This is a genomic window from Ruminococcus sp. (assembly GCF_017650195.1).
Lineage (GTDB): Bacteria > Bacillota > Clostridia > Oscillospirales > Ruminococcaceae > Ruminococcus.
In genome coordinates, this window is sequence record NZ_JAGCFH010000026.1 from 1 (window position 1) to 13,812 (window position 13,812).

A 13,812-nucleotide genomic window follows, 5' to 3' on the forward strand; every position below is an offset into this window, starting at 1 on the left:
TTCCCTTGCTATCCTCTCAAGAACCTCTGGCTCAATAATCAAGCCAGTAGGATTGTTTGGAGAAGCAAGTATAACAATATCGGTGCCGGATATTTTATCAAGTATGCTGTCAGTAAGTCTGAATCTATCCTCAGCTCTTAGTTGGTGCTCGCTGATGATACATCTATTCTCCAGCAGAGCCTTTCTGTACTCGCCAAATGAGGGAGAGCATATAAGAGCATTCTCAGGTCTCAATGCTGAAACAATACGGTAGATAAGATCGTCAGCTCCATTGCCGCAGACTATGCACTCATAAGGAGTACCGAGCATTTCTGAAAGCTTACTCCTCAGACTGCGACAGTATGGATCAGGATAGCTTTCCCATTTGCCGGCGGCAGCTGTCACTGCACTGCGAACTGATTCTGACATACCGAGCGGATTAAGATTTGCTGAAAAATCAAGCTCTATATCAAGTCCGAGGTCGTTGCCACCGTGATATCCATTTAGCATAATACGCCTCCTATCAGAAGAGCCCTTACTATAACAGCAAAAACAAAAATGACCGCCGAGCTCACATACATCAGCCTGTTCGCACGGCGTATATCTTCATTTTCTATATCACGTACCGGATCGCCGATGTACTCCTTTTTGTGGATCTCGCCGAAGTAATATGCATCTCCTGCAAGCCTTACGCCGAGAGCCCCTGCGCATGCTGATTCCGTCTGTGCAGAATTAGGACTTGCGTGCTTCCGTCTGTCTCTTTTCCAGATACGGTATGCTCCATTTCCGTCAAGTCCAAGAAATGGTGCACAGGCTATCATAGCTAACGCTGTCAGACGAGATGGTATATAATTAAGCACGTCGTCGAGCTTTGCGGCAAATCTTCCGATATCGGCATATTTTTCATTTTGGTAACCAATCATAGAGTCCATTGTATTTGCGGCTTTATAGAAAAAACCAAGAACGGCGCCGCCAAGTGACATATACATAAGCGGTGCCGTAACTCCGTCTGAGGTATTCTCTGCAACTGTCTCAACAGCCGCCCGTACAATGCCCTTATCATCAAGGCAAGCAGTATCTCTGCCGACTATCATTGAAACAGCCTTACGCGCTCCCTCCACATCTCCGGTAGTTATAGCACGGTATACCTTCATGCTCTCGTCGTGCAGACATCGCGGAGCGATAAGATAGTAGCACAAAATCCCTTCGACAGCGGCTCCCAATAGCAGAGCTATTCTGTAGCATATGAGCAGTATGGCAAGCGGTACAGAAGAGGCTATAAGCAATACCGTTACCGCAAGGAATATACCGCCTGCACGCAGATGATGGTTCATGTTTTTGCGAACGAAGGCTTCAAGACACGATATCAAGCTGCCTATCAGTCTAATAGGATGTGGCATACTGTGTGGGTCACCGATCATGCAATCAAGAAGGGCGCCTATCAGAAGCGGTAGGACCGCTATAATGTAATTCATATTTTATCAGTCACCCTTATTATATTTCCGTCAAATTCCGTGATGTAGCCGTGCCCGTTTGCGGTATGCCAGTCGTAATAGCTTTTCTCTGGAACCGCAAAATGCTCCATTATTGACATTATTGTACCACCATGTACCACAAAAGTTGCGTGGCCGTATTCTGGTATCGTTTTAATACTTTCAAGGAAGCCGTCTATGCAACGCTTCCTGAAATCAGCAGGAACTTCTCCATTAGGGAAAGCATCTTCTCCTCCGCTGTCTATCCAGCGCTGATAGCGGCTGTCAAGGCTGAGCTCGATATAGTTCTTGCATTCAAAATCACCGAAATCGCACTCCTTAAGACTCTCGCAGACATGATGCGAAACTCCAGGGTAGATAAGCTCAGCAGTTTGGATGCATCTTTTCATAGGACTGACGATAAGTCTCCCGCAATCCGGATAATTTATTTTCACAAGCTCCGAGATACCTGCAAAAGAAAGCGGCTCATCGGTACTGCCGATGTATCGCATATCAAGATTTCCAACTGTTTTGCCGTGGCGTATAAGATCAATCCTCATTCTTATTTCCCTTCAGGTAGACCGGTATACCGCATATCACACGTATGACCGTATCACTTGCTGCTGATATTATACATCCGCAGCGACCAGTCTCTTCACGGCGCTTGCGCTCCGCCTGTTCAACGGGAACTATTCCACAGCCTATTTCGTCCATGATTATAACAGTATCTTTGTTTTCAAGACAAAGTCTTTTTGTAAACTCAATAGGGCTAACTCCCTGTGCTAGAAGCCGAGCTATAATCTTGTGATAGCTCTTGATACATTTTGCTGAAAAAACATCCTCCAGATCACAGGTTGATCCGTTAGTTATATCTGACTCATTAAGTCCAAATAATTTCATAGCGGCACCTATCTTGCCCTGATATGCTCCTCCGATAATAAATTTCATTTTGAGACCTCCAATATTCTGTATACCAAAACGATGGCGGCTGTAACAGCAAGCTCGCACACTTGCAGGAACCAGCCTGCAAGATCTCCAGTTATGCCGCCGAATTCCTTATATGCTACATAACGATAATATGCCATTGTAAGCAGCGAAGCAGCTGCCGCGGCAAAGCCTGCCTGCGGACATACAGCTATCATTGCAAAGCAGCTTATTGATGCTGTGAAGGACAGCACAAAAAGAGTTGCCTTTTTATCTGCCGTATCAGTAAAAACGAAAAGTGTTCCCTCATTTTTTGCCGATTTAAGAGTTACTGCCGCAAGTCCGCTGAGTGAACGTGAAAGTACATATCCCCACGCTGCTGCATAGACCACCGCAGTGTCATAGAGCATTGACATGAGAGCGGTATAAAGTATCATATAGGCTACAAGCTTTATCACTGCAAATGAACCTATATGCGGATCGCTCAGTATCTCGAGCCTGCGCTGCTTATCTCCCCATGACGCTCTTGCGTCACAGGTATCGCAAAAGCCGTCAAGATGTATTCCTCCGGTTAAGAGTACCATTAGCAATACCGCTCCTGCACCGAAAAGCAAACCACCTGTACTGAGAACGGCACATACGTCGTTCCAGAGTATAAGAAGCACGCCTGCCACGACACCCACTATAGGGAAAAAACACAGCGAATACCGGCGGCTCTCTTTGTTCCACTCTACCTCAGGTACAGGTATCCTTGAATACATACGCAGCGCAGTAAAAAGTGACTTTATCATATTAGCTTTCCTTTCAGAGCAATGGGGATACCGTAAACGCATTCCACAACATTGTCGGCAAATTCAGCTATTCCACTGTTTATTATAGCCATCTCGCTTACATAAGCCATTAAGTCCATAGAGTAGCTGTTTCCGTCACAGCCCACCTCATTGGTAACGATCACAAGCTCCGAAGCTGTTTCTCCAAGTGATCTGATACTGTGTATTATCTTGTCTGACGGTTTTAGCACATTACCTCCGACATACATCTCGTTAGCACAGAGATTTCCGATGCATTCAAGAAGTATTCCACAACCTATGGGAAGATCAAGCTTATCTATATCGCGTGGACATTCCATAGTTATATAGCTTTTGTTCTTTCGTGCTTCACGGTGACGGGCGATAATCTCGTCAGCGTCATCGCCCACAGGATTCATGGTGGCAATGTAATATTTCGGACCTATAAACCGTTCAAGTATCTTTTCAGCGTATTCAGACTTTCCGCATTTCGTACCGCCTGTAATAAGTGTAATCATTTCAGTTCCACATACCTTTCTATGCCCGATACGTCGAATCGGTGTGAATTATAGTATATCGCTGCAGCGCCATCAAGGAGAGGAAGAAGCAGTATACCTCCCGTACCCTCACCTAGCTTCAATCCGCCATCTATGACTGCATGAAGTCCTAGCTTTCCTATCAGACCTCTTCCTGCAGGCTCCGCAGAAACATGGCCTGCAAGCATATAATCCACAGAATAAGGCGATATCAAAGCAGCAATAGCTGCCGCCGCTGCTGATATTACTCCATCTATAACGACTGTAATGCCGTAAACAGCTCCGCCGAGGTATAGTCCAACCATACCTGCTATCTCGTAACTTCCCACCTTTGAAAGCAGCTCAATAGGATCTCCTGAAAAAGGTGAATTGACTTTGATTGCACGCTTTACTACGGCTATCTTCCTTTCAAGTCCTTCAGACGACAAGCCAGCCCCCCTGCCGGTGACCATATCCGGAGGCAGACCAAGAAGAACAGAAGCTATCGCAGCAGTAGGTGTAGTGTTGCCTATTCCCATTTCTCCTGTAACTATAAGCTTTATGCCCTTTATAGAGAGGTCATGGACAATATCCATGCCAGTCATTATGGCTTCCTCTGCCTGTTCCAATGTCATAGCAGGTCCAACCGCGATATTATTTGAGCCAAAGGCGACTTTTCGGCTGAGCAGCCCCTTACAGTGGATATCACGGGCAATACCTATATCTACTGTAACAACTTCAGCTCTGTAAACGTCTGCAAGAACGTTTATGTTTGATCTTCCGGAGGCTATCTCCTTTGCACACACAGAAGTCACTGTATTGTCTGACTGTGTCACTCCCTCTGCAACTACACCGTTATCCGCACACATAACAACTACAGCTCTGTTGAAGATATTCGGAGTGTCCGTGCGCTGTACAGCCGCTATTCTGTCCCACATATCCTCAAGAAGACCAAAGCTTCTAAGAGGCTTTGCCACTGAATCCCAGCGAGCCTGCGCAAGGTCGGCATATTTTCTGTCAACAGGTACTATCTTTTTTATCCTATCCATAAATACCTCCAAACTCCGCACAAGCAGCAACAAATCTTTTGGCAATATCCGTATCCGTGAAAAAATATAAATGTGGGAAGCCTGCGTACAGCGAACTTTCAGCATGAACGCATCTCCAACTTCTTCCATCAGCCTTTTGGGCTGTAAAATCGCTTCCACAGTCAGTGCTGTCCCAATAATGGAACTCATGAGTGGTTATTATTTGCCCCTTTTTACATATAAGATTATGCTTATCAGAAGTGATGACAGCATAACCAAAGCGCTGAAGGCGCTGGGTCTCATAAGCTGTACCTTGTATAGTTCCAACCATACCGTATTCGGTACCGTCTGACATTCTCATAGTATCATGCAGATACATAAATCCTCCGCACTCAGCGATAGTAGGCATATCAGACGCTATCGCACTTCTAACTGCACTGAGCATATCGCGGTTTGCGGAAAGCTTTTCCGCGTAAAGCTCCGGATAGCCTCCGCTGAGTATCATACCACAGCAGTCCTCTGGAATTTTTTTATCTTCAATGGGCGAAAAATATTCTATCTCACAGCCAAGTTCCTTGAGAAGTGCAATATTATCATAGTAAATAAAGCAAAAAGCACTGTCATTTGCAACAGCAATTTTGGGCCGCTTATTTTCATAGAGTCTTTTTACTTTCACCGGAACATAATCAGGCATATGACATTCTGCCGTCTTAATAAGCTCGTCCAACAGAATAGTTTTCTCAGCAAGCTCTCCAAGTTTTTCGGTCTTCTCTTTAAGATTCGCTACTTCAGCAGCAGTAACAAGACCTAGCCTCCTGCTTTCAAGAGAAAAATCATTAACCGGGAAATAACCGAAATACTTTGTCCCGAGCCTACCGCACAGTTCCTTAGCAAGAGGAACAAGTCGCTCAGTTAGCCTGTTGAAAATAAAGCCTTCAATCCTGTTTGGCGTCATATATTCAAGGAAGCCTTTCATCACAGCTCCTATTGACTCAGAGGAGCCCTTGCAGTCGATAACTATTACCGAGGGTGTTTCCACAGCCATCGATACAGAATGAGCCGAACCTCTGCCATTAACGCCATCATAGTATCCCATTACTCCCTCTATTACAGATATATCAGCATCTTTTCCGTTTTTGCAAAGAAGGTATCTCAGAGTATTGTCATCACAGAAAAAGCTGTCAAGGTTATGTGCATCAGCGCCGATAATACTCTTGTGGAACATCGGGTCTATGTAATCCGGACCGCATTTAAAGCTTGCAGCTGTAAGTCCTCTGGCTTTAAGAGCAGATAACACAGCACAGACGATCGTTGTTTTGCCGCAGCCGCTGTGAGTACCGCCGATTATCACTCTTTTCATATGAGCTTCCTCTTTATGATATATACCGGATTTTCAGCAGAAAACATGGTATGGCTGCCTACCTTTCTTGTACGTGTGACTGCTATCTGTGTTATATCTGATTCAAGGCCAAGCCTATCGAATATTGCTGAGCACTCTGAAAGAGTTTCAAGAGAAACTGCAGTTACGGTCAGGCGGATATTGCTGTTTAGAGAATAAGCTTTTTCAATTATCTCACATAAATGACCGCCTGAACCTCCTACAAAAACTACATCGGGTACAGGGAGTTCATTGATGATATCCTTAGCATCACCGCTGTATATATTGATGTTGTCGCAACCGAATTTAATTCTGTTCTTATTTATGAGGTCAACAGCCTCGGCGTTTCTTTCAACAGCACACACAATACCGTTCACGCATCGTACAGCCATTTCCACAGCTACTGACCCAGTGCCGCTGCCGATATCCCAGCAAATACTGTCATTGCATATCCCAAGACCTGCAACAACTACAGTCCTGACCTCGGATTTTGTCATTGGCACCTTTCCTCTGATGAATTCTTCATCGGATATCCCACTGAGCAAAGTCATTTCATATTCGCTGTTTTCGCACAGCATAACAGAAAGTCCCGAGGTTCTTACATCAGTAAATTCACTGGCTTTGCCTGATGATATTCTCTCTCCATCGTATCCGAGCTCTTCTCCGACATACACAAGTATGTCGTCCAAGCCATAACTGCACAAACGTTTGCAGACCTCAGCAGCTGTTATATCGCCGCCAAGGAGAAAAAAAGTCATTCTGTGCGCTCTTACGTTGCGGACGATATTGGCTTTTTTCCCGTGAAGACTGACAAAGCAGCAATCTGACCAGTCCTTCCCGAGCTTTGAGCAAAGGTAAACAGGTGAAGAAATACCGCTTATGATTTCGGGAGAGTAATCTGAGAGAAGTTCTATCAGTTTTTTTGCACCGCTAAAAAAGCCGCAGTCTCCGGACATGAGCACAGCTGCCGATACCGGCTTGTTTTCGTTAATATAACGTGCTATTTCCTCGCTGCGATATTCTGTGAACATCATCTTGCCTGCTGCGGCAAATGGTGCGAGCATTCTTTCAGCGCCTATAAGCACGTCTGCTTCTGCAATAGCCTTTTCAGCTTCAGCGGTCAGTGTTTTTACACCGTCCATGCCTATCCCGACTATGTATATCTTCACCTCTTCACCTCATTTCATCAAGAATCGTTTTTATCTCTTCAAATGTAAAGCCCTTCTCCTGAGGTCTTGCGAGAACTATTATTTCTGTCCCGCATACTTCTGCAGCTTCTCTTTTCTCAGCAAAACCTCCTGCAGCACCGCTCTCTTTAGTAACAAGTATCTCCGCTCCGCTCTGTTTTATATGAGCGATATTCTGTTCAAGAGTAAAGGGTCCCTTTTCAAGTATCAGCATGTCCTCACAGAAGCCTAGCTCTCTACAGCTCCTACGTACATCATCAACAGGCAGAGCTCTGATCCATATCCTTATACTGTAATCGTTTACTTCGGCAAGCTTCGGCAGTTCCTTACTTCCAAGAGTACTTAGAACAGTTTTGTTGGAACTGTTAAGTATATGTACAAGCTCGTCCATATCCTTTGCTTTTATACAGCCTGATATCTCCTCAGAACTGCGAATGAGCCTGTAACAGGCTATGTCAAGCTGACCGCAGGCTTCCTTTATATTCCTTGTGACCTCCTCGGCATAAGGGTGAGTTGCATCGATGACCGCACTGCATTTCAACGACTCCATCGTTTTTTTCATACCGCCAATATCAAGCCTGCCGACTAATACTTCAAGCAGTTCATTCTTAGGCAGCAGCTCAGCGCCGTATTCTGTAGCCACAGAAACAGCAGCAGCTATCCCATTATCAGTGCAATATTCCGCAAGCTCTCTGCCCTCGGTAGTACCGCCGAATATAAGTACTTTACACATTACGATATCCTCTCGGAGTTACCATTTTTCCACCTATCACTCTGGTCTCTGAATTACCGATAAATACTGTGGTGAACATATCCACGTCTGTATCTCGCAACTCTTTGAGTGTCAGTATAAGGCTTTTCTGTCCGTCCCTGCCGATATTTGAAACGATACCGCATACCGTATCAGTTGATCTGTATTCAAGAATGATATCGCAGGCTTTTTGTAAGTAATCTGCACGTTTTTTTGAGGACGGATTGTAGAGAGCAATTACAAAATCGCCATCAGCCGCGCAGTGAAGCCGCTTTTCTATCTTTTCCATAGGAGTTAGAAGATCGGAAAGGCTTATCAGAGCAAGATCATGCGTCATGGGTGAACCGAGAACTGCTCCACCGCTCAGTGCGGCAGTCACACCGGGTATGACCTCAATATCAACCTCAGGATAGTCTTCCGACAGCTCAAAAGCAAGTCCAGCCATACCATAAAGCTGACTGTCACCACTGCATACAAGAGCAACAGTCTTCCCATCTGCCGCTGTTTTCAGAGCTAGTTCAACACGTTCACGCTCCTGCCTCATACCTGTGGAAAGGCACTCCTTTTCTGGATAAAAACGTTTTATCTGCTCTATGTAGACAGTATATCCAACAACAATATCGCTGCGAAGTATCGCCTTTTCTGCCTCGATAGTGATACCGTCCCTGCTTCCACAGCCTATTCCTGCAACATAGAGCTTCATAGCTGCATCTTCCTCTCAAAATCAAGATATACTGTTTTTTCCGCTACAGCAACAGTGACTCCGTCAGCAGCGAACTTTTTTACAATGAGCTTTCCACCACTGCAAAGAACTGCGCTTCTTTCACAGACATTATCTGCGCCCGTCGTTTCAAGCACAAAATCTGAACTATCAAAATCTCCTGTGACCTTCATCAGCTCCTCAGCCGAGTAAGTACTCATTTTAAAACCGAATCTGCTGCAAAAATCGCAAAGACCTTCTTCATCTTTCTTGATATCTATTGTTGCGACCTCCGATATCCTATTGATATCAATATTATTCTTTTTCAACACATCATTTACAGCACTGTTTATAGCGTCGGCAGAAATACCTTTTTTGCAGCCGATGCCAAGAACTATGTTACGCGGTACAAGATTGAGCGTTACTGGAAACGGCTTTTCGTCAATATTCGTACCTACACAAATACCCGTTCTGCAAACACCAAATTCAGTAAGCTCCGAAGGCAGGCCGCTATGCTGATATGCACTGGAAAAACCTATTTTTTCGTCATCGAGGACTTCTGCAGCTATCTCCTTTGCAGCTTTAAAATCAGTTATTATAAGGTCGTTCGCAGCTGCAAAGCTGTCAGGAGAAAAACGTCCTCCGGAGTCAGTGGCAGTAGTTATGACTGCCGTAGAGCCAAGTCCCTCAGAAAGTATCTCCGCAAGACGATTAGCCCCTCCGATATGCCCTGAAAGAACTGGGATAACATATTTGCCGCTATCGTCCATAACTATAACCGCAGGGTCGTCCGCCTTTGTGCCGAGATATGGAGCAATGGCACGTACCGCTATACCACAGGCACATACAAATATGAAAGCGTCAGAACGCTCGAAAAGTCTTCCTACCATGCTGCCCATATTCCAGAATACAGCAGAATCATCATCGGTATGCTTATGAAAACAATATCGGCTCACCTTATGTTCTCCGCCAAGCAGCTCACGAACTCTCAACGAGAGCTGCCTGCCGTTCTCAGTGACCGAAAAAACAGCTATATTCATGTACCTTCTGCCTTTCTGAAACCAGTTTCAAAATTTTTATCGTAGAGCTTTGAAAGCTCATAATCATCGCCGAGAAAATCACCAACCGTAATAAGGGCTGTTTTAGTGATACCATTTTTCCTTGCTGCTTCCGCAAGAGTTCCGACTGTACAGCGGACAATCTTCTCATCGCTCCATGTAGCCTTATATACTATAGCAGCATGTGTATCACTGCTGTAGCCTCCGCTTATCAGACGAGCTGAAAGTTCCTCCGTCATACCGGCGCTGAGGAATATGACCATAGTTGCATTATGCGCCGCAAGGCTTTCAATGCTCTCCTTTGCCGGAACACCTGTACGTCCTGCCATACGTGTAAGGATAACTGTCTGTGATACATCAGGGAGGGTATATTCAGCCCTGAGAGCTGCCGCAGCTCCACAGAAGGAGCTTACTCCGGGAGTAATATTGTATGTGATATGAAGTTCATCAAGCCTGTCCATCTGCTCACGTATCGCACCGTATATAGAAGGATCTCCTGTATGGAGACGTACTGTATCCTTTCCCTCTGCTTCGGCGTTCTTCATGACCTCTATAACCTCGTCAAGGTGCATGGTAGCACTGTTGTATATCTTACATTCAGGCTTTGCATAATCAAGGAGCTCAGGATTTACAAGAGATCCTGCATATATTATAACATCAGCTTTTTCAAGAAGCCGCTTTCCTCTTAGTGTAATAAGGTCGGCAGCTCCACAGCCTGCTCCGACAAAATCAACCATTTTCTTCCTCCGTTATCGCCTTGATAAGTTCGTCAGCAAGTGAAGTCTTTACAAGCAAGTCGCGTTTATACGAAAAAGAAACTGCGCCTATCTTGACCTCGGACTTTACACGATTCTGCAAATAGAAGTCCATACGTTTTTCAAGAACTTCCGCAGTCTTATCAAGATATCCTGCTTCGTCAAGTATATCCATTGCCGCATCAACTGTAGCGCAGTCAGGTAGCTGTTTCAGTGTATCTGTGTCAGCTCCAGCAAGAACACCACAGGTAACGAGCACATCCATACGACCGTCAGCACAGGAGGAATGAGTATTCATTATGCCTGCTCCGAGCTTTACAAGTTTGCCGATGTGACCGACGATAAGGATTGTCTCAAATCCAAGCTCTATGCTTATATCTATTGCTTCGCCTATGAAGTTGCTGCACGTAACGCTTCTTTCAAGTGAAAAAGGCATTTTTTCCTGAACGAAGCTCTCACTGTAGTTGCCTATAGTCAGCAGCATATTCTTCTGACCCTCTGCACGTCTCATGTTTGCTTCTGTACGGATAGTTTCGATAAGAGCTGAATTGCTCATAGGTTCAACGATGCCGCTCGTTCCTATTATCGATATACCGCCCTCAATACCCATACGTGGATTATATGTCTTTTGGGCAATCTCTTCTCCGCCTGGCACGGAAATAATTACTTTAAAACCGCCAGAATATCCATATTTCTCAGCCATATCCATGACCGCTCGGCTTATCATTTTACGTGGTACTGAATTAATAGCGGCTTCCCCCACGGGCTGGTCTAGTCCTGCCTTAGTCACTCTGCCTATGCCCTCGCCGCCAGCTATCTCAACTCCCGAAGCAATAAGCGAAACCTCAGCGCATACACTTATCCCGTTGGTTATATCAGGGTCATCTCCGCTGTCCTTTATAACTGCACAGGAAGCTCTTCCTTCATCTATCACAGGCTCTGTTATATCAAGGCACAACTTTACGCCTTTAGGTGTCATAAGCTCAGCATAAACTGCCTTTTGACCTGTCAGCAACATTTCTGCAGCTGCCATAGCTGCCGCAGCCGCGCATGAACCTGTAGTATAACCACACCGAAGCTTCTGCGAACCTTTGTATATATATTCTTCAAGCTTCATTTCTGCTCTCCCTGTCAGTAATTATAAATAAGGTAAAATATCCTGGAGTTTCAGGCATATCGTCAATAGACACATACAGTCTTTCATCAGGAAAGCCACAGTTCACAACAGCTTTTGTATGTTCTGCAAGTCCTTTACTGCGTAACAGTGAGATAAGCTCCTGTGTATGTCTGCCTGCTTTCATTATCACTTTTGTTCCGCTAAGTTGAAGAGAGTTCTCAATACTGCTGGAGCTGTAAGGGATTATATGCAGCTCCTCACTTCCAAGACAAAGCGGCTCAGCAAGAGCGGCTGTCGCAGCCGAAAAACTCGTTACACCTGCGCATACCTCCACATTGAAGCCTGCCGTCCTTACGCTATCTGCAATATAACAAAATGTTGAGTAAATCGATATATCCCCAAGCGTCAGGAAAGCAACATCATTGCTTTTAAGTTCTGTACATAGCTGCTTCACCGTCACAGAATGAGCCCTATCTAGGATATCCTTATCAGAAGCCATTGGAAAATCCAGATATATCACTCTCTTGGCTGAAATATCCACCGTCTGCTCCGCAATAGAGAGAGCAACTGAATTCTCTCCTCCAGTACGCGGAACGGCTATAACACTGCATGCTTCAATGATACGAACTGCCTTGAGTGTTATGAGCTGAGGATCACCTGCCCCCACGCTCACACCATAAAGTGTTCCCATCATTCCTTCATCAGTTTAGCCGACACGGCTATAAGCTGTTCCATATCAAGCTGCTCTATTCGTGCTGCCTCGGGAAGCCCCTCGGCTTTAAGCGCTTCGTATACCTTTTCCTTAGGTATTCCAATTACCGATGACAGCGAATTGGCAAGTGTTTTTCTCCTTTGTGAAAAGCCTGCCTTGACTAACTTGAAGAAGAATCTCTCACTCTCCTCATCAAGGCGACGTTCGCCATTAAGGTCTATCCTCATCACCGCAGAATCTACGTTGGGTGCCGGCATGAAACTACCCCGTGATACGTCAAAGAGCTTTTTCACCGTACCGTAGTAATTCACTCCAACGGTTATAGCTCCGGAATCGCGTGAGCCTACCTTTGCACAAAGACGCTGTGCAGCTTCCTTCTGTACCATTACCGTTATTGATTCTATCGGCAGTCTGCTCTCAAGGAGCAGCATAATAATGGGGGACGTAATATAGTAGGGCAGATTTGCACAAACCGCCACTTGAAGCCCCTTGAACTCTTCGTTGATAAGCTTGTGCAGATCGCACTTCATTACGTCCTCGTTAATTATCTTCACATTTTCAAAGTCGGCAAGCGTTTCTTCAAGAATAGGAAGGAGACGCGTATCTATCTCCACCGCAACTACCTTGTCAGCACGTTTTGCAAGCTCCGCCGTAAGAACTCCTATACCAGTTCCTATCTCAAGTATCCCGAAGCCCTCGCAAGCATTGCCGCTTTCTGCTATTTTCGGACATATATCAGGATTGATTATGAAATTCTGTCCCAGCCCCTTTGAAAAGCTGAAGCCGTGACGGGACAGAATATCCTTAACAGTTCCGATATTAGTTAGATTCATCAGTTACTCCTTAAACACTGTGGCGTTCCTTTTCGGAAAACTCACTGCGCTTGGCGTCATTGAGTTTTTCCATAGTATTTACCAGATAATCCGTGGAACGGTAGACTCTCTGAAAATCCATATCCTTGAAGTAGACTTTCAAATCCACGAATTCGCCGTCAATGATAATATCCATCTGCCCGATCTGTCTGCCAGTATACTTTTCCGCCGCGTACTTTATATACTCGTCGATCTCATGTCTGTCCATTTCTCCGCCGATAACATTGATCTTCATACGATGCCTCCTGTTCATAGATAAGAATTTTCGTATCCCTCGTTTAACCTAAGGATACAGTTTATTCGTTTATTACACTGAGCTTTTCAGCCAGTTCAGCCTTTGCTATAACCTTTTCATTTCCGTCCTTTCCGATAAGCAGAAGTTCCTTGCCGTTAGAGCATATCACACCCTCATCGCATAGAGTATAGTCAAGAACTCCTTTGCAGAGTACAGTCTCCGTCTCGTCTGGACTTATCCTTACAAGAACACGGCTTCTCGGAAATATCCCCGGATTCTTGTCACCAGCTGCAGCGTTTTCCTTTTCGTTCTTTTCTGCTTCACGAAGTCTTTCCTCGAAA

General features: G+C 45.1%; 18 protein-coding genes. All 18 read right to left on the reverse strand.

Going from position 1 to position 13,812, the window contains the following annotated elements:
- Positions 1–489, reverse strand: a 489-nt coding sequence (locus tag J6U00_RS01060) for an aminotransferase class I/II-fold pyridoxal phosphate-dependent enzyme (protein WP_296577734.1), incomplete at its 3' end; no start/stop codon positions are given.
- The gene (gene cbiB / locus J6U00_RS01065) at positions 483–1,454 is read right to left on the reverse strand and encodes an adenosylcobinamide-phosphate synthase CbiB (RefSeq protein WP_296577736.1); all 972 of its coding nucleotides are present in this window, start codon (positions 1,452–1,454) and stop codon (positions 483–485) included. The genes cbiB and J6U00_RS01060, both read right to left, overlap by 7 nt.
- Positions 1,451–2,011, reverse strand: a complete 561-nt coding sequence (locus tag J6U00_RS01070) for a histidine phosphatase family protein (protein WP_296577739.1) — start codon at positions 2,009–2,011, stop codon at positions 1,451–1,453. The genes cbiB and J6U00_RS01070 overlap by 4 nt, the downstream gene beginning before the upstream one ends.
- Positions 2,001–2,399, reverse strand: coding sequence for a bifunctional adenosylcobinamide kinase/adenosylcobinamide-phosphate guanylyltransferase (locus J6U00_RS01075; protein WP_296577740.1), 399 nt, complete (start codon positions 2,397–2,399; stop codon positions 2,001–2,003). The genes J6U00_RS01070 and J6U00_RS01075 overlap by 11 nt, the downstream gene beginning before the upstream one ends.
- Positions 2,396–3,166, reverse strand: a complete 771-nt coding sequence (locus tag J6U00_RS01080) for an adenosylcobinamide-GDP ribazoletransferase (RefSeq protein WP_296577742.1) — start codon at positions 3,164–3,166, stop codon at positions 2,396–2,398. The genes J6U00_RS01075 and J6U00_RS01080 overlap by 4 nt, the downstream gene beginning before the upstream one ends.
- Entirely contained in the window at positions 3,163–3,681 is a 519-nt protein-coding gene (locus tag J6U00_RS01085; RefSeq protein WP_296577744.1) for a bifunctional adenosylcobinamide kinase/adenosylcobinamide-phosphate guanylyltransferase, read from the reverse strand. The genes J6U00_RS01080 and J6U00_RS01085 overlap by 4 nt, the downstream gene beginning before the upstream one ends.
- Complete coding sequence (gene cobT / locus J6U00_RS01090; protein ID WP_296577746.1) at positions 3,678–4,727, reverse strand: nicotinate-nucleotide--dimethylbenzimidazole phosphoribosyltransferase; 1,050 nt, start codon at positions 4,725–4,727, stop codon at positions 3,678–3,680. The genes J6U00_RS01085 and cobT overlap by 4 nt, the downstream gene beginning before the upstream one ends.
- Entirely contained in the window at positions 4,720–6,066 is a 1,347-nt protein-coding gene (locus tag J6U00_RS01095; protein WP_296577748.1) for a cobyrinate a,c-diamide synthase, read from the reverse strand. Before J6U00_RS01095 ends, cobT begins: the two co-directional genes overlap by 8 nt.
- Positions 6,063–7,253 (reverse strand): precorrin-6y C5,15-methyltransferase (decarboxylating) subunit CbiE, encoded by a 1,191-nt coding sequence (gene cbiE / locus J6U00_RS01100; protein ID WP_296577749.1) that lies wholly within the window; start codon positions 7,251–7,253, stop codon positions 6,063–6,065. Before cbiE ends, J6U00_RS01095 begins: the two co-directional genes overlap by 4 nt.
- A gap of 4 nt (positions 7,254–7,257) precedes the next feature.
- Complete coding sequence (cobK, locus tag J6U00_RS01105) at positions 7,258–8,004, reverse strand: precorrin-6A reductase (RefSeq protein ID WP_296577750.1); 747 nt, start codon at positions 8,002–8,004, stop codon at positions 7,258–7,260.
- A complete protein-coding gene (gene cobJ, locus J6U00_RS01110; protein ID WP_296577752.1) occupies positions 7,997–8,725 on the reverse strand; it encodes a precorrin-3B C(17)-methyltransferase in 729 nt (242 codons plus the stop codon). Before cobJ ends, cobK begins: the two co-directional genes overlap by 8 nt.
- Positions 8,722–9,762: a cobalt-precorrin 5A hydrolase gene (locus J6U00_RS01115; protein ID WP_296577755.1), complete on the reverse strand. Its 1,041-nt coding sequence runs from the start codon at positions 9,760–9,762 to the stop codon at positions 8,722–8,724. Before J6U00_RS01115 ends, cobJ begins: the two co-directional genes overlap by 4 nt.
- Positions 9,759–10,517 (reverse strand): precorrin-4 C(11)-methyltransferase, encoded by a 759-nt coding sequence (gene cobM / locus J6U00_RS01120; RefSeq protein WP_296577758.1) that lies wholly within the window; start codon positions 10,515–10,517, stop codon positions 9,759–9,761. Before cobM ends, J6U00_RS01115 begins: the two co-directional genes overlap by 4 nt.
- Complete coding sequence (gene cbiD, locus J6U00_RS01125) at positions 10,510–11,652, reverse strand: cobalt-precorrin-5B (C(1))-methyltransferase CbiD (protein ID WP_296577760.1); 1,143 nt, start codon at positions 11,650–11,652, stop codon at positions 10,510–10,512. The genes cobM and cbiD overlap by 8 nt, the downstream gene beginning before the upstream one ends.
- Positions 11,642–12,346 (reverse strand): precorrin-2 C(20)-methyltransferase, encoded by a 705-nt coding sequence (gene cobI / locus J6U00_RS01130; RefSeq protein WP_296577761.1) that lies wholly within the window; start codon positions 12,344–12,346, stop codon positions 11,642–11,644. Before cobI ends, cbiD begins: the two co-directional genes overlap by 11 nt.
- Positions 12,343–13,197: a 16S rRNA (adenine(1518)-N(6)/adenine(1519)-N(6))-dimethyltransferase RsmA gene (gene rsmA / locus J6U00_RS01135; RefSeq protein WP_296577763.1), complete on the reverse strand. Its 855-nt coding sequence runs from the start codon at positions 13,195–13,197 to the stop codon at positions 12,343–12,345. Before rsmA ends, cobI begins: the two co-directional genes overlap by 4 nt.
- 10 nt (positions 13,198–13,207) lie before the next feature.
- A complete protein-coding gene (locus tag J6U00_RS01140) occupies positions 13,208–13,471 on the reverse strand; it encodes a hypothetical protein (protein ID WP_296577765.1) in 264 nt (87 codons plus the stop codon).
- Positions 13,472–13,532: 61 nt separating this feature from the next.
- Positions 13,533–13,812 (reverse strand): hypothetical protein (locus J6U00_RS01145; protein ID WP_296577767.1); only part of this gene is annotated, 280 nt, incomplete at its 5' end.

Coding starts and splice junctions, on each gene's coding strand:
- cbiB (WP_296577736.1), bottom strand. CDS start 1,454: ATGAATTACATTATAGCGGTCCTACCGCTTCTGATAGGCGCCCTTCTT.
- J6U00_RS01070 (WP_296577739.1), bottom strand. CDS start 2,011: ATGAGGATTGATCTTATACGCCACGGCAAAACAGTTGGAAATCTTGAT.
- J6U00_RS01075 (WP_296577740.1), bottom strand. CDS start 2,399: ATGAAATTTATTATCGGAGGAGCATATCAGGGCAAGATAGGTGCCGCT.
- J6U00_RS01080 (WP_296577742.1), bottom strand. CDS start 3,166: ATGATAAAGTCACTTTTTACTGCGCTGCGTATGTATTCAAGGATACCT.
- J6U00_RS01085 (WP_296577744.1), bottom strand. CDS start 3,681: ATGATTACACTTATTACAGGCGGTACGAAATGCGGAAAGTCTGAATAC.
- cobT (WP_296577746.1), bottom strand. CDS start 4,727: ATGGATAGGATAAAAAAGATAGTACCTGTTGACAGAAAATATGCCGAC.
- J6U00_RS01095 (WP_296577748.1), bottom strand. CDS start 6,066: ATGAAAAGAGTGATAATCGGCGGTACTCACAGCGGCTGCGGCAAAACA.
- cobK (WP_296577750.1), bottom strand. CDS start 8,004: ATGTGTAAAGTACTTATATTCGGCGGTACTACCGAGGGCAGAGAGCTT.
- cobJ (WP_296577752.1), bottom strand. CDS start 8,725: ATGAAGCTCTATGTTGCAGGAATAGGCTGTGGAAGCAGGGACGGTATC.
- J6U00_RS01115 (WP_296577755.1), bottom strand. CDS start 9,762: ATGAATATAGCTGTTTTTTCGGTCACTGAGAACGGCAGGCAGCTCTCG.
- cobM (WP_296577758.1), bottom strand. CDS start 10,517: ATGGTTGATTTTGTCGGAGCAGGCTGTGGAGCTGCCGACCTTATTACA.
- cbiD (WP_296577760.1), bottom strand. CDS start 11,652: ATGAAGCTTGAAGAATATATATACAAAGGTTCGCAGAAGCTTCGGTGT.
- cobI (WP_296577761.1), bottom strand. CDS start 12,346: ATGATGGGAACACTTTATGGTGTGAGCGTGGGGGCAGGTGATCCTCAG.
- rsmA (WP_296577763.1), bottom strand. CDS start 13,197: ATGAATCTAACTAATATCGGAACTGTTAAGGATATTCTGTCCCGTCAC.
- J6U00_RS01140 (WP_296577765.1), bottom strand. CDS start 13,471: ATGAAGATCAATGTTATCGGCGGAGAAATGGACAGACATGAGATCGAC.